The sequence below is a fragment of the Janthinobacterium sp. OK676 genome, assembly GCF_900103595.1.
Classification (GTDB): Bacteria; Pseudomonadota; Gammaproteobacteria; order Burkholderiales; family Burkholderiaceae_D; genus Janthinobacterium.
The window spans coordinates 48,287-65,910 of sequence record NZ_FNHA01000006.1 but is presented as its reverse complement, the minus strand read 5'-3'; the positions used below and the strand labels follow the sequence as shown (position 1 = coordinate 65,910).

12 protein-coding genes are annotated in these 17,624 nt (G+C 65.3%); 5 read left to right on the top strand and 7 right to left on the bottom strand.

Annotation, left to right across the window (positions count from 1 at the left end):
• Positions 1–15: 15 nt before the first annotated feature.
• On the bottom strand, positions 16–2,136 hold the full coding sequence (gene acpA, locus BLU39_RS13515) for an acid phosphatase (RefSeq protein ID WP_092713770.1): 2,121 nt from the start codon (positions 2,134–2,136) through the stop codon (positions 16–18).
• 163 nt (positions 2,137–2,299) lie between these two features.
• On the opposite strand from acpA, the gene BLU39_RS13510 reads away from it, so the two are divergent.
• Both BLU39_RS13510 and BLU39_RS13505 read left to right on the top strand, forming a co-directional pair.
• Positions 2,300–3,580, top strand: a complete 1,281-nt coding sequence (locus BLU39_RS13510; RefSeq protein ID WP_092713768.1) for a cytochrome-c peroxidase — start codon at positions 2,300–2,302, stop codon at positions 3,578–3,580.
• A gap of 158 nt (positions 3,581–3,738) precedes the next feature.
• Complete coding sequence (locus BLU39_RS13505) at positions 3,739–4,047, top strand: hypothetical protein (protein ID WP_232731188.1); 309 nt, start codon at positions 3,739–3,741, stop codon at positions 4,045–4,047.
• Between the two features lie 31 nt (positions 4,048–4,078).
• Here BLU39_RS13505 and BLU39_RS13500 read toward each other — a convergent pair whose 3' ends face one another.
• The 4 genes from BLU39_RS13500 to BLU39_RS13485 form a co-directional block, all read right to left on the bottom strand.
• Positions 4,079–6,136 (bottom strand): sensor domain-containing diguanylate cyclase, encoded by a 2,058-nt coding sequence (locus tag BLU39_RS13500; RefSeq protein ID WP_368087024.1) that lies wholly within the window; start codon positions 6,134–6,136, stop codon positions 4,079–4,081.
• Between the two features lie 174 nt (positions 6,137–6,310).
• Entirely contained in the window at positions 6,311–8,119 is a 1,809-nt protein-coding gene (locus BLU39_RS13495) for an ABC transporter ATP-binding protein (RefSeq protein ID WP_092713765.1), read from the bottom strand.
• A complete protein-coding gene (locus BLU39_RS13490; protein ID WP_092713763.1) occupies positions 8,109–9,860 on the bottom strand; it encodes an ABC transporter ATP-binding protein in 1,752 nt (583 codons plus the stop codon). Before BLU39_RS13490 ends, BLU39_RS13495 begins: the two co-directional genes overlap by 11 nt.
• A 164-nt stretch (positions 9,861–10,024) precedes the next feature.
• Positions 10,025–10,867 carry a phasin family protein gene (locus tag BLU39_RS13485; RefSeq protein ID WP_092713761.1) on the bottom strand — a complete coding sequence of 281 codons (843 nt, stop codon included), beginning with the start codon at positions 10,865–10,867 and terminating at the stop codon, positions 10,025–10,027.
• Positions 10,868–11,249: 382 nt separating this feature from the next.
• On the opposite strand from BLU39_RS13485, the gene BLU39_RS13480 reads away from it, so the two are divergent.
• From BLU39_RS13480 to BLU39_RS13470, 3 genes are read left to right on the top strand one after another with little or no spacing between them, the layout of a single operon-like run.
• A complete protein-coding gene (locus tag BLU39_RS13480) occupies positions 11,250–12,524 on the top strand; it encodes an amidohydrolase family protein (protein ID WP_092713759.1) in 1,275 nt (424 codons plus the stop codon).
• A 36-nt stretch (positions 12,525–12,560) separates the two neighbouring features.
• Positions 12,561–13,079, top strand: coding sequence for a GNAT family N-acetyltransferase (locus BLU39_RS13475; RefSeq protein ID WP_092713757.1), 519 nt, complete (start codon positions 12,561–12,563; stop codon positions 13,077–13,079).
• The gene (locus tag BLU39_RS13470) at positions 13,076–13,600 is read left to right on the top strand and encodes a GNAT family N-acetyltransferase (RefSeq protein WP_092713755.1); all 525 of its coding nucleotides are present in this window, start codon (positions 13,076–13,078) and stop codon (positions 13,598–13,600) included. Before BLU39_RS13475 ends, BLU39_RS13470 begins: the two co-directional genes overlap by 4 nt.
• Positions 13,601–13,629: 29 nt before the next feature.
• Here BLU39_RS13470 and BLU39_RS13465 read toward each other — a convergent pair whose 3' ends face one another.
• Together BLU39_RS13465 and BLU39_RS13460 are read right to left on the bottom strand one after the other, a co-directional pair.
• The gene (locus BLU39_RS13465) at positions 13,630–14,877 is read right to left on the bottom strand and encodes an ROK family transcriptional regulator (RefSeq protein ID WP_092713753.1); all 1,248 of its coding nucleotides are present in this window, start codon (positions 14,875–14,877) and stop codon (positions 13,630–13,632) included.
• 78 nt (positions 14,878–14,955) lie between these two features.
• Entirely contained in the window at positions 14,956–17,583 is a 2,628-nt protein-coding gene (locus tag BLU39_RS13460; protein WP_092713751.1) for a glycoside hydrolase family 32 protein, read from the bottom strand.
• Positions 17,584–17,624: the final 41 nt, after the last annotated feature.

Genomic DNA, 17,624 nt, shown 5'->3' with positions numbered 1-17,624 from the left:
CGCGTGAATCGACGCTTACTCTTGCGGCACCAGCGCCAGCGCCGCGCTGAAGTCGCCCATGGGCTTGCCGCCATTGGCCACCAGCGCCTTGTCGCGCGTGTTCAAGCCATCGAGCACGGGCAGCGAGAAGCGGTGCGTGATGGCGCGCAGGATGGAGGCCGAATCGTATTGCGTGTGGTCAACGAGACCTTTTTTCACGTAGGGCGAGACGAGGATGGCCGGCACGCGGGTGCCCGGGCCCCAGCGGTCGCCCTTCGGCGGCGCGGCGTGGTCATAAAAGCCGCCGTTTTCATCGTAGGTGACGATGACCAGCATGTTCTTCCATTGCGGACTTTTCTTCAGCTGGGCGATGACGCTGGCGATGTGGGCGTCGCCATCGGCCACGCTGGCATAGCCCGCGTGCTGGTTCAAATTGCCCTGCGGCTTGTAGAAGGCCACGGGCGGCAGCTTGCCGGCGCCCGCGTCGGCCAGGAACTGGCTGTCGAAGTCGCGCAGGTGGGCGGCGCGGTAGGCGGGCGCCTTCACGGGGTCCATGTTGGCAAAATAGTTGAACGGCTGGTGGTGGAACTGGAAGTTGGGCGGATTCGGGAAGCTGCCGGCGCGCGCGCTGGCCGTGGCCAGGGCCGTCGTGTCCTTCCAGGCGCCCGCATACCAGGCCCAGTCGATGTTCTTGCCAGAGAGCAGGTCGCCGATATTCGTCTGCGTTTGCGGCGGCAGGGTGTTGGCCTTGCCCGTGTCCGCAAACAGCTTGCTGCTGTCGCCCGAGGCGGGCGCGTTGCTGCTGGGCTGGAACGGCGGCTGCATGGTATTGACGGCGTAGAACATGCCCGTGCTGTCGGCCGGCGTCAGCGCGCCGTCGTTGGCATACGCGGGCGCGCCGTTCAGCACCGTGCTTGGCGCCGTGGCGGATGGCGTCAGGCGCACGAAGTTGCCGTTGGCGTCGACGTCGATCTTGGCGATCGAGCCTTTCGCCACCGAGGTATCGGCGTTCGGGTAGGTCGGCGCACAGGCGCAGATCAGGTACTGGTGCGTGAGGAAGGAGCCGCCGAACGCGCCGATGAACAGGTTGTCGGCCAGCGCATATTGTTTCGCGATGTCCCACAGCTGCATCTTGCTGCCGTCGTAATAGCCCATCGACAGGCCGCCCGCGTCGGAATAGGCCGCGAACTTGTCGTTGGCGCCGCCGTTGATCTGCATCTGGTTGTTGTAGAAACGGTGGACCAGGTCGCGCGTGATCACCGATTGCGGCAGATACAGGGCGCTATTGGCGTCGTCGATCTGGAACGGTTTGTTCGGCAGGTTGGCCGATTGCGCCTGCGTGATGACGGTGCTCTGGCCGGCGGCCGTCATGCCGCCCCAGGTGGGCGGCAGCACGGGCAGGGTGCTGCCGTCGATGTCTTTCTGCGGCACGTACGAGGACGTCGATGTGGGATTGACGCCCGGTACGCCGTTCGCGCCCGGGAACAGGCCGTACAGATTGTCGAAGCCGCGGTTTTCCGCATAGATGACGACGATGGTCTGGATATTGTTCAGCGCCAGCGCGCCGTTCAGGGCGGCCAGCGCGTCGGCGGGCGCCGCCTGTGCGCTGGCGCTGGCGATCAAGGCCGTCACGCTGGCGTTTTCCGCCTTCAGTTTCGCCAGTTCGTCGCCGCTGGCCTTGTTGAAGTCGGACGCCAGGCCCGCTTCGGACACGCCGATGCGCGCGGCCAGCTTGCCGCTGGCGGAGGCGAAGTCGCCGCCATTGCCATCCATGACTTGCGCCAGCTCTGTCGACAGGGCGCTGACGAAGGCGCTGTGCCCGGCGGGTGCGCGCAGAAGCAGTTTTTGCGTGACCTTGGTGCCCGCGTCGCCGACGACTTCATGGCGAATGGCGTCCGTGCCGACGGTCACCAGCACGGCGCCCTTGCCGTCCAAGGTGTAGCTGCCGTCGGCCGCCGTGCGCACGGCGGCGGAAGCGCCGTCGCACGTGAGCTTGGCCGTGGCGCTTTCCAGGCACACCTGGGCGTTTTCATAGTAGCTGCCGATCACCTGGCCCGTGGTGCTGGGCGTGATCGCATAGTTGCTGCCGCAGGCGGCCAGGCCCAGCGACAGCAGGATAGGCAGGGGACGTAAGACGGGGCGGGAGTGCGGTTTCATGTGCATGCCTTTTGGGTGGAAAACGTCGCATGCTAGGCAGGCAATATGTCAGCTCCATGACATGTCGGCGCCTGTTACATGACGTAATGTACGGACTTGATACATTAGGTTTCGCAGGGTTTTGTCACGCAGCCGTCACATGCCGTTGCTACGCTGCCAGCCCATGATGAAAACGAATTCCACATTGCTGCTTGCCTTTGTAGCCGCCTGCCTGCTGGCCGCCTGCCATCCGGCGGCGCAGAAAGAAGCGGCAGCCAAGCCCGCCTATCTGTCGGGCGCCTACGCGCCCGCCCTGAAACATCAGCCTTCCGTGGCCCAGATGACGGCCATGGGCCGCGCCATGTTTTTCGAGCCCAGCCTGTCTGTCTCAGGCAAAATGTCGTGCGCCAGCTGCCACAGCCCCGATCACGCGTACGGCCCGCCGAACGGGCTGGCGGTGCAGTTGGGCGGGCCGGAATTGAAGGATGCGGGCACGCGCGCGGCGCCCTCGCTGCGCTACCTGCAGACGGCGCCCGCGTTCACCGAGCACTATCACGACGACGATGGCGACGACAGCGTCGACGCCGGTCCCACGGGCGGGCGCAACTGGGACGGGCGCGCCCAGTCCGGCCATGAGCAGGCGCTGGCGCCCTTGTTGTCCAGGCGCGAGATGGGCAACCGCGATGCGGCCGACGTCGTCGCCAAGCTGCGGGCCGGCCCCCTGGCGGCGCAGTTTCGCCAGACGTATGGCGCGGATATCTTCGAGCAGCCTGGCCAGGCCTTGCGCTGGGCGCTGATGTCGCTGGAAGTGTTCCAGGAAAGCCCGTCGGACTTCTATCCGTACTCGAGCAAGTACGACGCCGTGCTGCGCAAGCAGGCCGTGTTGAGCCCGCAGGAAGCGCGCGGCCTGGCCCTGTTCAACGATGAACGCAAGGGCAATTGCGCGTCCTGTCACATCAGCCAGCTCACTTCGGGCGGCGCCTTTCCTCAATTTACGGATTACGGCTTGATCAATATCGGCGTGCCGCGCAATGGCAAGCTGCCGGCCAACGCGGACCCGGCGTATTTCGACATGGGACTGTGCGGCCCGGACCGTACCGACCTGATGGAGCACAAGGAGTACTGCGGCAGCTTCAAGACGCCGTCCCTGCGCAACGTCGCCCTGCGCAAGGTGTTTTTTCACAACGGCAGCTTTGACAGCCTGGAGCAGGTGCTGCGCTTTTACGTGCAGCGCGATACGGCGCCGCAAAAATGGTATCCGACGGATAAACACGGCAAGGTGCGCAAATACGACGACCTGCCGCCCGGCTTGGCGGCGAACGTGAACGTGGAGGCGCCGTTCGACCGCCAGCCGGGCCAGGCGCCGGCGCTGAACGAAGCGGAAATCGCCGACGTGATCGCCTTCCTGCACACCCTGACGGATGGCTATCCGGCTCCCCCTTCGGCACAGGGAAAACATGGCTGAAAGATATCAAGATACCATTGCTTACAACTACGCCACAAAAGCCTGTTTTTATGTGCGTTAGCGCACGCTAGAAAATTTTAGGCAGGTGTATATTGCGAACTGATCTGTGTCTTTTGATAACAATGAAAGGGAATATCATGAAAGTAAGCAAAAATTGGATGACCGTATGTGCCGCCGGCATGATGGTCGTTGCTCTGGCTGCCTGCCAGAAGAAGAGCGATGTCGCCGCAGGTCCTGCGGAACAGGCTGGCCAAAAGATCGATGCGGCCGCTGCCAAGGCTGAAGCCGACATCAAGGCCGCCGCCAGCAAGGCCGATGCTGCCGTGAGCCAGGCCGCTTCCGATACGGGCGCCAAGATGGACCAGGTCGCCGCTGACGCCGACAAGAAAATGAGCGAAGCGGCCGATGCCGTGGGCAAGAAAGTGGAAAAAGCCGGTGAAAAGATGCAGGACGCCGCGCACAAGTAATCGTCGTCTTCAGCGCCCCCCGCAGCTGCCGTCAGGTAATGGCGGCTGCGGCGACGCCTTCGCTGGCCTGGCCGTCTGGCCCGGCCGTCTCTGTCTTTGCCACCCCGTCCGTTCCCCCCAGCACCACGCTCAAATCGACAAAGCCGTCGCGCCACGCGCGTTCCAGGTCTTGCTCCACCGCTTCCAGCGTCGTTTTTTCCACGTTCTGAAAACCGCGCAAGCCATACGCCCGGTTGCGTCCGTGCGCCTTGGCCAGGTACAGCGCCATGTCGATCAGGTTGACGCTGCGTTCCCACGTGAGCGGCCGCCCCAGCGGCGCCAGCGGATAGGGCGCAAATCCCACGGACACGTGCACCTGGATGGCCTGCCCCTGGTAATGGATGACCTGCGCCGCCATGCCATTGAGGATGCGCCGGGCGATATCGTCGAGCCCGTCACGGGCGACGGCCGGCAGGAAGGCGAGGAATTCCTCGCCGCCCCAGCGCACGATCATGTCCGTTTCGCGCAACACGTCGTGCAGGGTTTCGGCGATCGTCGTTAGCACGAGGTCGCCCGCCGCATGGCCGTAGCCGTCGTTGATGTGCTTGAAATGATCGACGTCGAGCAGGAACAGCGCGCCCACGACGTCGGCGCCGGCATAGGATGGCTGCGGCTTGCCCGCATGGCTGCGCATGAATTCCTGAAAATGGCGGCGGTTGTACAGGGCCGTCAGCGGATCACGCGAGCTCTGGCGCTTGAGTTCCTGGTTTTTTACCTTCAGCTGCACGTTGGCGTGGCGCACCTTGCGGTACAGCAAGCCGACGATGGCCGACGCCATGGCCAGCACCAGCGCCAGCAGCCACCATACGCGCTGCTGCAGGCGGCGGTTGTCGATTTCCGTGCTCTTCAGCTGATTCTCCCTGCTCAGCAGCTCGATCTGGCGCTGTTTCTTTTCCGCCTCATATTTTTCCTGCAATTCATACACGGCCTTTTGCCGCTGCTGCTCGAACAGCTGGTTCGAGATGCCCCGCTCGCGGTGATACGCCGTGACGGCGCCGCGCATGTCGCCCGCCTTTTCCAGCGCCATGCCGTATTCCAGCAGCACGGCCTGCATTTCCGGCTGGTTGGCCGTGCGTTCGTAATAGGCCAGGCCCGTGGCCACGCTTTGCTTGCCTTCCTGCAGCCGCCCCTGGCCGATCAATGCCTGGCCGATATTGAGCCGCGCCGTCGCCTCCACCTGTTCATCGTTGACGAGGCGCGCCGCCGTGATGGCTTCATTCGCAAAGCGCAGGGCACGCGCGTAGTCGCCTTCCTTCAGGTAGCTGTCCGACAGATTGACGAGGGTAACGGCGACCATGCCGCGCGCGCCCAGCTGGCGTTCCAGCGCCAGGGCCGCCAGCAGGGCGCGCTGGCCCCGCTGCGGCTGCTGCGCGTCGAGCGCCAGCCCGTACTCCGTATTCTTCGCCTGCGCCATGCGGCCCGGCGATGCCAGGGTGCCGGAGACGGCCAGCAATTCGTCGAGCACCTCGAAGCCCTTGTCGTATTCGCGCATCTGCGTGTACAACAGGGTGAGGGCGTTCAGGGCGGCGGCCAGGCTGGACGGGGATTTGCTCTGGCGCGCCAGGTCGACGGCCGCCTGCAGCTTGGCCAGCGCAAACGGGAAATTGCCTTCCTCGGCCCACGACTGGCCCGCGCTGATGGTGGCCTGCACGCGCACGGGCAGGTCGTCCGTGCCATTGGCGATGCGTTCCGCTTCAAAAGCCAGCAAGTGCGAGGCGCGGCGCTCGTTGCGAGCAAACGTGATGTAAGCCTTGTTGAGCATGCCTTTCGCCAGCGCCACGTCGTTCCTGTTCTGGCGGGCGTAGGCGATCAGCTCCTCGGCCAGTTGCATGGCGATGTCGTTCTGCCCCAGGCGCATGCGGGCGTTGCTCAGTTGGGTCAGGAATTCCGCGCGTACGGGCAGGGGAGCGCCGCGCGCCTGCGTTTCCACCTCCTGCAGGCGCTGCAGGGCGCGCGCGGGCACGAAGCGGCCATCGTCGTGCACGGCGGCAAGATACTGCTCGAGGTTGCCGACCTGGGCGCAGGCGGCAGGCGGCAGCAAGCAGGCCAATACCAGCAGCCAGTGCGCCTTTCGCCATGATGCCCGTCTCTGTCTGCCTGCCAACGTCCCGCTCCCGCAATAACCACTTGTCTGTAACAGATTATATTCTGTTGCAATCAAGAAATATCATGCGCACTGCAGAAATTTGCGAAAGTGCACACGGCGGGCGTGGACAAGGCGCCATTACTGCGCCAGCTGCTGCAGCAGGTACAGGCGCTGGTACAGGCCGCCTTCGATCTGCATCAGGGCGTCGTGCGGTCCCGCTTCCGTGATGCGGCCGTGGTTGAGCACGATGATGCGGTCGGCCTCGCGGATGGTCGACAGGCGGTGGGCGATGGCGATGATGGTCACCTTGCCGCGCAACTCGTTGAGGGCCAGTTGCACGATCTGCTCCGTCTGGCTATCGATGCGCGACGTCGCTTCGTCGAGCAGCAGGATGCGCGGCTGGCCGGCCAGCGCGCGGGCAATCGCGATCAGCTGCTTCTGCCCCGACGACAGGCGCGAGCCGCCTTCGCCCAGCGGCGTATCGTAGCCGTGTTCCAGCGCGGCGATGAAGTCGTGCGCATGGGCGGCGCGCGCGGCCGTCTCGATCTGCGCCTGCGTGTAGCCGCGGCCCATGTCGATGTTTTCGCGCGCCGAGGCGGCCAGCAGGAAGGGGTCTTGCGGCACCAGGCCCACGTCGGCGCGGAAGTGCTCGTTGCCGATGCTGTCCAGGGCCACGCCGTTGATGGCGATGCTGCCCTGCGTGACGGGATAAAAGCGCAGCAGCAGCGACAGCAGGGTCGACTTGCCGCTGCCCGTGTGGCCGACGATGCCGAAGAAGGCGCCTTGCGGTATCGTCAGCGACAGGTCGTGCAGCACGGGCTGGTTTTCCACGTAGGCGAAGGTCAGCTTCCGGATGTCGACGGCGGGCAGCTCGCTGCCCGTTTGCGCCTGCCGCAGGGCCGGCGTTTCCCGTCCCTGCGCGTGCTCGAGCGCCTGCGCTTCGTCGAGCAGGGCCGAGACGCGCGCCGTGGCCACCACCGATTGCTGCAGCTGGCTGAACTGCATGGTGATCTGGATCAGCGGTTCGATCACGCGCGCGATGTAGCTGATGAACGCATACAGCACGCCCACTTCCACGGCGCCCATTTCGCGCCGGCCGAAGCTGAAGATGACAACGGCCAGCAGCACGATGTTGAGCATGTCGAGCGCGGGGCGCAGCAGCCAGGCGTTGGCGCGCAATTCCTGCATGCGCGCCGTGTAGTGGTCCTGGTTGATGCCCGTGAAGCGCGCGCCGAAGCGCTTTTCCGCGTTATTCGCCTGCAGCACGCTCATGCCGCCGATCGATTCGGCGATCTGGCCGTTGATCTCGCTGCGCAGGGCGCGCGCGCGCGTGACGGCCGGCGCGCTCCAGCGCTGGTACAAAAAGACGATGACCAGCACGGCCGGCAGCAGGGCCAGCACGATCAGCATCAAGCGCCAGTCGAGGAAAGCCATGGCGGCCATGGTGCCGATCAGGACGATGGAGCTGTCGAGGATGACGAACAGCACCTGCACGTACAGGGACTTGACCGCTTCCGTGTCGTTGGTGACGCGGCTGACCAGCTGGCCCGTGATGGCGCGGTCGAAAAAACTCATCGGCAGGCGCAGCACGTGCTGGTAGACGGTTTCGCGCAGGCGCTGCACCGAGCGCATGGCCAGGCCGGACAGGCGCACCAGCTGCAGATAGCGCAGGCCGGACGCGACCCAGCCCGTCAGCAGGCAGCCGCCCAGCAGCAAGGACATGCGCGTCCAGTCCAGGTTACGCGGCAACAGGTGCTGGTCGATCAGGGCCTTGCCCAGGATCGGCCCCGTCACCTCGAGGGCGGCGGCGATGATCAGCCAGAACGTGGCCCAGTATAAATGGCGCAGGTCGGGCGCGGCGGCGCGGCGCAGCAGGCCGATCGCTTGCGCGGCCTGGCGGCGCACGGATTGCGTGGCGGTGGTGGCTTGGTCGGTCTTAGATGGCATCGAGGCTGGCTTCCAGTTGTTGATAGCGCCACTGGCTGGCATACCAGCCGTCGCGCTGCATCAGCGCGTCGTGGTTGCCCGTTTCCGTGACGTGGCCGTCGCGCAGGACCAGGATCAGGTCCGCATTGACGACGGCGCTCAGGCGGTGGCTGGCGATGATGGCGCTGCGCTCGGGGCGGCGCGCGCGCAGTTCTTCCAGGTGCTGCAGGATGCGCGTTTCCGTGCCTGTGTCGACGGCGGACAGCGCATCGTCGAGCAGCAGCAAGCCGTTGTCGGCCAGCAGGGCGCGGGCGATCGCCACGCGCTGGCGCTGGCCGCCGGACAGGGTGATGCCCTTTTCACCCACGTGCGTCTGATAGCCATCGGGGAACTGCAAAATGTCGGCATGGATGTCGGCCAGCTGCGCCGCCCGTTCCACTTCCTCGCGCGTGGCGCCGGGCCGGGCCAGGGCGATATTGTCGGCGATGGTGGCGGAGAATAAAAACGACTCCTGCGGCACCCAGCTGATGGCCGCGCGCAGCGCATGCAGGGTGTAGGCGTCGAGCGCATGGCCGTTCCACGTGGCCGTGCCCGACTGCGGCGTCACCTGGCGCAGCAGCACGCGCAGCAGGGTCGACTTGCCGCTGCCCGTGGGTCCGACGAGGCCCAGGGTCTGGCCCGGCAGCAGGCGCAGCGAAATGCCGGACAGGGCCGGCGCCGTCTGGCCCGCATACGCAAAGCCGACGTCCCGCAATTGCAGGGGACCGGGCGTGAGCGCGGCAATCGTGCCGTGGTCGTCGATGGCCAGCGGCGCGTCCAGCATCGGTTGCAGCCGCTGCCAGGCGGCGCGGCCCCGTTCGATGAGCGAGAGCACCCAGCCGGCGGCGAACATGGGCCAGATCAGCTGCCCCAGGTACATGGAAAAGCTCGTCAGCGCGCCGATGGTCAGCTGGTTCTGCCACACGAGGTAGCCGCCCAGGCCCAGGGTCAGCGCGGTGGCGGCCGTCAGGGTCAGGCCGACGGCCGGTTCGTACGCCGCTTCCCAGCGCTGCGCCGTCAGGCTGGCGTTGGCTGCGTGGCCGGCCAGGGCGGAAAACTGCTTGCTGCTGCGCTCTTCCAGGCCCAGCGCGCGCAAGGTGCGCACGCCCGACAATGACTCTTGCACATGGTCGTTCAGCGCCGAAAAGCGCTTTAAGGAATCCGTGGACGCCGTATGGATATGGCTCGAGATGCGCCAGAAGGCCAGTCCCATCAGCGGGAAGGGCAGGAGGGCGATGCAGGCCAGGCGCCAGTCCACGCCCAGCAGCATGATACCCAGCACCATCAGCAAGGTCAGTGTGCCGTCGAAGCCGGCCAGCATGGCTTCGCCGGCGGCCATTTCGATGGCGTCGATGTCGTTCGTCGCCAGCGCCATCAGGTCGCCCGTGCGCTGGTTCTGGTAGAACGACGCGCCCTGCTGCGACATGCGCGTGTAAAAGCGCGTGCGCAGCATCACGCCCAGCTGGTAGGCGGCCTTGAACAGGGTGATGCGCCAGCCCACGCGCAGGAAATAGATGACGACGCCGACGGCGAGCAGGGTCAGCAGCTCAAGCCACAGTTCGGCCGTTGTCATGCGGTGCGCGGCCAGCGCGTCGATGATGGCGCCCACGCGGCGCGGGATCCAGACGGTCAGTGTTGCCACGCCCGTCAGCATGACGGCAGCGGCGGCATACGCCGGCCAATGCTGACGCACGAAGCCGGCGATGAGCCTCGATAAACTCATGGTTACCTTTTGTTTTGAGTAATGGGGTGTCGCGGGGCGGAAGGACGGGCACGCGGACGGAAAGTACGCGTAGGATACAACAAGGCGGAAAAGCGCGCTGTGGACGGGCACGCAAAAAACGGGCCGTAGCCCGTTGTTTTGACGCATCAGCGTTGTGCGCGAGCTTACTTGCGGCCGCTGCCTTTGCCACCACTCAGCATGTCGAGCTGTTTCGATGGCGTGCCCTTGGGCGCTGCCTTGGCTGCCGGCTTGGCGGCTGGGGCAGGGGCGTGCTTGACGGCGGCCTTGGCCACGGTCTTGCCGGCGACGCTGGCTGGCTTGGCGGCCGGCTTGGCTGGTGCCGGCGCGGCGGCTTTCGCAGGTGCAGGTGCAGGCTTGGCCGCTTCCGGCTTGGCTGCCGGTTTGGCTTCCACCGCTTTCACGGCGGGCTTGTCGGCAGTTTTCTCGGCAACCTTGGCAGGCGCTGCTTCGGATTTGGCTGCCGGCGCAGTAACGGGGGCGGATGCTGCCTTGGCTACTTCGGCAGGCTTGGCGGCAACGGGGGCAGGTGCCGCTGCCGGCGCCGGCGCCGGCGCAGCAGCAGGAGCGGCAGCGGCAGGCGCCGGTGCAGCGGCCAGCGCAGGCTTGGCCGCTGCCGGAGCAGGAGCAGGAGCGGTTGCGGCGACAGGCGCGGCTTCGTCGAGGCGGGCCTTGGCCGAGGCCAGCAATTCCGCCTGGGTGCTCGAGGCGATGCCGAACAGCTGTCGGCTGTAGGCCAGCACGCTTTCGATATTCGGCTGCGCCTGGCTGCTGCTGTAGCTGAAGAAGTCGCGCGGGTCCTGCGTTTCCAGCAGGTGCTGTGCCGTCTCCGCCGTCTGCGAGATGGCGGCCTTGCCGGCGTTCAGGTTCAGCGCGATGATTTTCTCGGCGCTTTCAAAGACTTTGCTGGTGAGGGTGCTGAAGATTTGCAGCTGGCTTTCCAGTTGCGACTTGGCGGCGCTGGAAAATTGTTCAGGAAGCGGAAACATATTTACTCCTTTGTACGGATTAAAATGCTGGCAAAACGCTCTGCAAAATCCCGAAAACCAGAGTTGGCCGCGTTTTGTAAAGTAGGTAGCGTGCTAAACAGCTGATCATAGACTTTTTATGATGCAACGCAATATGAATATTCTAGCGGTGATTCGAGTTAGTTGAAAGCTATTTTCTCAAGGGCGTGTGCCCCGTGCATGCTGGTATTCATGCGCCTGGCAGCATTTGCCAAAAGTTTGCGCGTGCGCAAAGCGTTGTCAGGGAATCTATGGCTACGCTTTTGACAGTGACGATATTCGTGCACCGCAGCATCCTTGAGCAAGCCAAGAGGACAATCTACTCGAAGCGCCAGGTACCGTAGTCAACCGAAGGAGTGTCCGCATGGACCTTGTCATCCGCAATGCCAGCCTGCCCGACGGGCGCCGCGCCATCGATATCGCCATCGAGGGCGGCCGCATCGCCGCCGTCGGCCCCGCCTTGCCCGTGCGGGGCGCGCAAGAGATCGACGCCGCCGGCGACCTCGTCACGCCGCCGTTCGTCGACGCCCACTTCCACATGGACGCCACGCTCAGCTATGGCTTGCCGCGCGTGAACGCGTCCGGCACCCTGCTCGAAGGCATCGCGTTGTGGGGCGAACTGAAACCGCAGCTGACGCAGGATGCGCTGATCGAACGGGCCTTGCAGTATTGCGACTGGGCCGTGGCGCGCGGCTTGCTGGCCATCCGCTCGCACGTCGATATCTGCGATCCGCGCCTGCTGGCCGTCGAAGCGCTGCTCGACGTCAAGCGGCAAGTGGCGCCGTATCTCGATTTGCAGCTGGTGGCCTTTCCGCAGGACGGCATCCTGCGCAGCGCCGGCGCCTTCGACAATCTGAAACGCGCGATCGCCATGGGCGTCGATGTGGTGGGCGGCATCCCGCATTTCGAGCGCACCATGGCCGACGGCGCGGAATCCGTGCGCCTGTTGTGCGAATTCGCCTGCGAGCGGGGCCTGATGGTCGACATGCATTGCGACGAGTCGGATGACCCGCTGTCGCGCCACATCGAAACCCTGGCCTTCCACAGCCAGCGCCTTGGCATGCAGGGCAGGGTGACGGGCTCGCACCTGACGTCCATGCATTCGATGGACAATTATTATGTGAGCAAGCTGCTGCCGCTGATCCGCGAGGCGGGCGTGGCGGCCATCGCCAATCCCCTCATCAACATCACCCTGCAGGCGCGCCACGATACGTATCCAAAGCGGCGCGGCATGACGCGCGTGCCCGAAATGCTGGCCGCCGGCATCCCCGTCGCGTTTGGCCACGACTGCGTGATGGACCCGTGGTACAGCCTCGGTTCGGGCGACATGCTGGAAGTGGCGCACATGGGGCTGCACGTGGCGCAGATGACGGGCCAGCAAGCGATGCACGACTGCTTCCTGGCCGTCACCGAGACGCCGGCGACCATCCTGGGTCTCGACGGCTACGGCATCGCGCCCGGCTGCCATGCGGATTTGCTGATCCTCGATTGCGGCAGCACCGTGGAAGCGCTGCGTCTGCGCGCGGCGCGGCGCCTGGTGCTGCGCCGCGGGAAAGTCGTCAGCGAGGCGCCGCGCGCGCAATCGCGCCTGCACTTGCCGGGGCGTCCGGACAGCGTGAACTTCCGCCTGGGCCGCTGATACAATCAGCCATCACTTGTTATCGGGAGCACCGCCTTGAAAGAAATTGATATCCGCCCGGCCTGCGAAGCCGACTTCGACGCCATGTGGCCGATCTTCCAGACCCTGGTGGCCGGCGGCGACACCTATCCCTTCCCCGCCGACACGACGCGCGAAGCATGCCACGCCTACTGGTTCGGTCCCGGCGTGCAAAGCTTTGTCGCCGTGATGGGCAGCGAGCGCCTGCTGGGCATGTACAAGCTGGTGGCGAACCAGCCTGGCCATGGTTCGCACGTGGCCAATGCCTCGTTCATGGTCGACCCGGCCGCGCAGGGCGTCGGCGTGGGCCGCCTGCTGGGCGTGCACTGCATGGAAGAAGCGCGCCGCGCGGGCTACCTGGCGATGCAGTTCAATTTCGTCGTCAGCACCAACCTGGCCGCCGTCACCCTGTGGAAAAAACTGGGCTTCACGGTGGTTGCCACCCTGCCGCTGGCCTACCGCCACGCGCAGCTCGGCTATGTCGACGCCTACGTGATGTACCAGCTGCTGACCGACCCGATGCAGTGGCCGGCATGAGCGGCGCCGTCACTGTGATCGAGACGTCCCGTCTGCGTCTGCGTACCGCCAGCGTCGATGATGGGGCGTTTTTCCTCGGGCTGGTGAACGAGCCGACCTGGCTGGCCACCATCGGCGACCGCCACATCCACACCGTGGACGCGGCGCGCGCGGCGCTGGAAACGGGCCCGATCGCGCAGCAGCAGGAACTCGGCTACTCTTTCTATATCGTCGAGCACCGTGGCGATGGCGTGGCGATCGGCATGTGCGGCCTGATCAAGCGCGCCACCATGCCGGGTCCCGACATCGGCTACGCGCTGCTGCCCGCGTACTGCGGCCAGGGCCTGGCCTGGGAGGCGGCAGCTAGCGTGCTGCGCCATGCGCGCGACGTGCTGTGCCTGCCGGCGGTGTATGGCCTTGTGTCGCCGCAGAACCAGCCTTCGATCAACCTGATCAACAAGCTCGGTTTGCGCTTCGAACGCTTTTCGCGCCAGCCCATCGTTGGCAAGGACATCAATATCTATCGCAAGAGTTTTCCTTAATCTCGATAGAACACAACGCGGCAGGACCTTTACTTGAGGAACAGATCGCGGTCTGGCGCGAAATGCGCATACAGCGGCAGGAAGGCGCCGCCCACGGCGCGCGCGTCGGAGCCGACGGTGCCGCCGAGCACCTGCGGCCTGGCGATGCCCTCCCAGCTATAGCATTCCAGCGCGCGCTCGACCTGGGCCAGCAACTGCTCGAGCAGGCCGCGGTCGAAGGAGCCGTCGATAATCACCCCCTCCAGGTCGAGCAGGCAGGTGGCGCTGGTGATGCTCAGCGCGATGGCCCGCGCCGCGTCGTCGAGCCATGCCACGGTGTGCGTGATGAAGGGGTCCTGCAGCGCCCGCCCGTCGTGGGCGGCGGCCGGGTCCAGCCCGGCCAGGGTGTACAACTGCTCGAGGTTGAACAGGGAAGCGTCGCCCAGCAGCTGGCCCGGCGGATGCCTGGCGCCGGCCGTGGCCATGCCGAGCGGCAAGGAGCCGACCGCGCCGGCGTTGCCGTGCAGGCCGCTGTGCAAATGGCTGTTGATGACCAGGCCGCCGCCGATGAAGATGTCGACGAAGATGTACAGGAAGTTCTTGATGCTGCGCCCGCGCCCCAGCACCAGCTCGGCGACGCAGGCGGCGGCCGTATCCTTGGCGAACTCGACCGGCAACGCCGTCATCGTTTGCACGCGCTGGCCGATGTCGATGCTGTCCCACGCGTTGGCCTGCTCCGGCGCCATCTCGAGCAGATTCTGCCAGCCGCCCAAGCCCAGCGGCGCGGCGATGCCGACGCCGCACAGGCGCGGCAGCAACTTCGGTCCCAGCAGCACGGCCATGCTTGTGAGCGCCGACTCGATCTGGCCGAACACGGTGTCGGGGACGGGAAAGGAATAGGGAAACGACAGGCGCTCGCGCGTCTTGCCGACGAAATCGACCAGCAACACGTCGAGGCTGCGCCGGCCGATCTTGATGCCGATCGAGAAGGCGCCGTCCGGATTGAGCATGATGGGCACCGACGGCTGGCCGACCTTGCCGCGCACGGGCGCGCGCTTGCTGACCAGGCCGTCGTCCAGCAGGCGGTTGATGATCAGGGAAACCGTTTGCGTGCTCAGATTGGTCAGCCGGGCCAGGTCGGCCTTGGGCATGCTGCCGTGCAAGCGCACGGCCTGCAGCACCACCCGCTCGTTGAACTGGCTCATGCCCATCTGGTTCGAGCCGCGCGGCTGCAGCCATGGCACATCATTGATGGCTGCTTGCGGCGCGGGCGCCTCTTCGGTAAAGCTGTCTGGCATGGCGGGGCGGGTCCGGTTTCTACAGGCGTAAAGAAGGACATTTTATTACATATCCACCGCCCCGCCAGTGAAGCAGCGTTAGCGCCTGGCCCAGATCGACTTCAAAGGCCATATCGTCAGATCTTTCAGCGTTGCCGCGCCGCCCACGGCGAACAGCGCGACACCGTTGCTGGACGGTTGCGGAAAGATTTGGTCGGTCAACACCACCTCGTTGCCCGCAAATACCATTACCGACGAGGTATCGACCACGATGCGCAGGTCCACCGTGCCGGTGCGCAGGGGCAGCGGGGCGGTATGGCGGGCGGCAAAGCTGGCGTTGAAGCTGGCGTCGCCCGATTTGCTGCGGTCGATGTAGACCTCGCCGGCCACCGCGTCATAGCCGATGACGGTTTCTTCGCCATTCGTACCGGTGCGCACCTTCAGGCCAAAACCGCTGGCGCTGCCCGGCTGGAACTTGGCCACGATGTCCAGGGCCTGGCCCGGGGCGGGAGAGATAGTCAGCGCTTGCACGCCGGCGGCCACGGAACGGTCCTGGGCGCTGTACAGCGCTTTGCTGCGCAGTGTGCTGAAGTTGTCCACCGGCTGCTGCACCAGCCGCACCTGGCCGGCTATGGTGCGCAGCGTGAATTCCCGGGCGAAGGTCTGGGCGCTGCGCCATGGGGTGGTGGGCGTGTTGCCAGCGTAGTCCCAGTTGCTCATCCAGCCCAGGCCGATGCGCTTGCCATCGGGTATGCCGTTCCAGGTCACGGCGGCATAAAAGTCGGCGCCGTAGTCGAGCCAGTTGGCTTCTTCCTTGGCAGCGTCTGAAAAAACGATATGGTCGACCAGGATATGGCCCCAGCCGCCCGTGTTTTTGTCCACCACCTGGATCTGCGCGCTCTTGCCCCGGTAGGCGTCCACGTTCCAGCTGCGCCAGTTCAGGGTTTCGGCATTGGCGCCGGTTGCGCTTTTGACCACCTGGCCGTTGACCAGCAGGTTGACCGTCGTTTCATCGCTGACGGGCTTGGCCGGCTGGTCCGAGGCCTCGAACACGTCGGCAAGCAGGTGTCCCCAGGCCCCGTCGTTGTCATCGATGATGACGATCTGGGCCTGCTGTCCGGCGAACTCGCGCACGTCCCAGTTTGTCCAGTTCAGTTCGGATTCCGCCCCGGTGGCGCTGCGCACGACCTTGCCGTTGACCTTGAGCACCACCGCCGTCGGATTGGGGCTGTCATAGGGATGGTTGCCGCCGCCGATGAGGAAGTTGATATAGGCCCTGGAGATGGTGAAGGTGGGCGACGTCAGGCTGCCCTTGGGCGTGTCGCCAGCCCCGAAGAAGGAATTGAACACACCGGCGCCCAGCTTGCCGGCTGCCGCTTGACGGTCGGCATCGCTTCCGGCGGCAACCTTTTGCCCCACCAGGTCGCCGGCGGGCGTCCAGCCCAGGTCGGCGTAGGTGGCATTGGCCGGGCCTTCAAAACCGGCGCCCGGGAACAGCAAGGTACCCGCAGGGACCGTGCCGTCGCCCGCACCGGCCAGGCGCGGATGGCGTCCGCCGCCGACCATCAGATTGATGTACTTGCTGGTGACGGTAAAGGCGGGCGAAGTGAGCGTGCCCGTGGCGCCGTCATCCTTGCCCAGCCGGTAGGTGTCGAGCAACTGGCTGCCCTGGTTGTCGGCCACGCCATGCGAGGGGGCCACGGGCGTCTTGCCTGCAAAGTCGCCTGTGGAGGTCCAGCCGATGGCATCGAAGCTGGCCGCTTCAAAGTCCTGGTAGACGGTGCCCGTGGGGGGCTTCTTGTCGATCACGCTGCTGGCGTCGGCCACAAAGCGCGTACCGTCGAATTTCCCCACAAAATAATGCGCCCCGGAACCACCGGCCACCGAGCCGGGGTTGATGTTGATGTTCATTACCCATTTGCGTTTGCTGGCGTCGCCATCGACGGGCAGCTCGAACAGGTCGGGACATTCCCAGATGCCGCCGACCGCGTTGGCCGGGCCAAAGGCGCTCATGTAGGTCCAGTCGCGCAGGTTCTTGGACGAGAACAGCAGCGCCTGGTGCTTCTCCGAGGCCACGGCAACCATGACCCATTTTTGCTCCGGCGCATACCAGAAGACTTTGGGATCGCGGAAATTCTGCCCTTCGGTTTCAAACGGCGCCGGTGGCGCGGCAATCACCGGGTTGGCGGCGTACTGGGTCCACGTGCGGCCACGGTCCAGGCTGTAGGCGATGGACTGGGCCTGGGTATTGGGGGCGAGCACCTGGCCGTTGGCCAGCGTTTTTCCTTGCGGGTACACGCTGGTGTAGACGGCCACCATGGCAGGATTGCCGGCGCTGCCAAGGCCGCTGGTATTGTTGGTGTCGACCACCACGCTGCCGGAGAAGAACATTTGCGTGAGCTTGCCGGCGGCGTCTTTTTCGGCCGTCAGGGCGACGGGCAGCTCGTTCCAGTGCAGCAGGTCGGTGCTGACGGCGTGGCCCCAGGACATGTCGCCCCAGGTATTGCCGTTCGGGTTGTACTGGTAGAACAGGTGGTATTCGCCGTCGTGATAGACCAGTCCGTTCGGATCGTTCAGCCAGTTTTTGGCGGCGGTGTACGAGAGCTGGGGACGGTAGGTTTCCAGGTGGCTGGACTGAGGCGGTCCGCTGTCGCTGTCGTTGCCGCCGCTGCAGCCCACCAGCAGGGTGGCAAGGCAAGAGGCGAGAACAGGGAAGTGCTTTGACATGCTGTCTCCTTATATTTTATGTTTTATTCCGGCTGCACGTT

Bases quoted from the DNA above. Each gene is read 5' to 3' on its own strand.
- BLU39_RS13470 (WP_092713755.1), top strand. From the start codon at position 13,076: ATGAGCGGCGCCGTCACTGTGATCGAGACGTCCCGTCTGCGTCTGCGT.
- BLU39_RS13510 (WP_092713768.1), top strand. From the start codon at position 2,300: ATGATGAAAACGAATTCCACATTGCTGCTTGCCTTTGTAGCCGCCTGC.
- BLU39_RS13505 (WP_232731188.1), top strand. From the start codon at position 3,739: ATGACCGTATGTGCCGCCGGCATGATGGTCGTTGCTCTGGCTGCCTGC.
- BLU39_RS13465 (WP_092713753.1), bottom strand. From the start codon at position 14,877: ATGCCAGACAGCTTTACCGAAGAGGCGCCCGCGCCGCAAGCAGCCATC.
- BLU39_RS13485 (WP_092713761.1), bottom strand. From the start codon at position 10,867: ATGTTTCCGCTTCCTGAACAATTTTCCAGCGCCGCCAAGTCGCAACTG.
- acpA (WP_092713770.1), bottom strand. From the start codon at position 2,136: ATGAAACCGCACTCCCGCCCCGTCTTACGTCCCCTGCCTATCCTGCTG.
- BLU39_RS13490 (WP_092713763.1), bottom strand. From the start codon at position 9,860: ATGAGTTTATCGAGGCTCATCGCCGGCTTCGTGCGTCAGCATTGGCCG.
- BLU39_RS13495 (WP_092713765.1), bottom strand. From the start codon at position 8,119: ATGCCATCTAAGACCGACCAAGCCACCACCGCCACGCAATCCGTGCGC.
- BLU39_RS13460 (WP_092713751.1), bottom strand. From the start codon at position 17,583: ATGTCAAAGCACTTCCCTGTTCTCGCCTCTTGCCTTGCCACCCTGCTG.
- BLU39_RS13480 (WP_092713759.1), top strand. From the start codon at position 11,250: ATGGACCTTGTCATCCGCAATGCCAGCCTGCCCGACGGGCGCCGCGCC.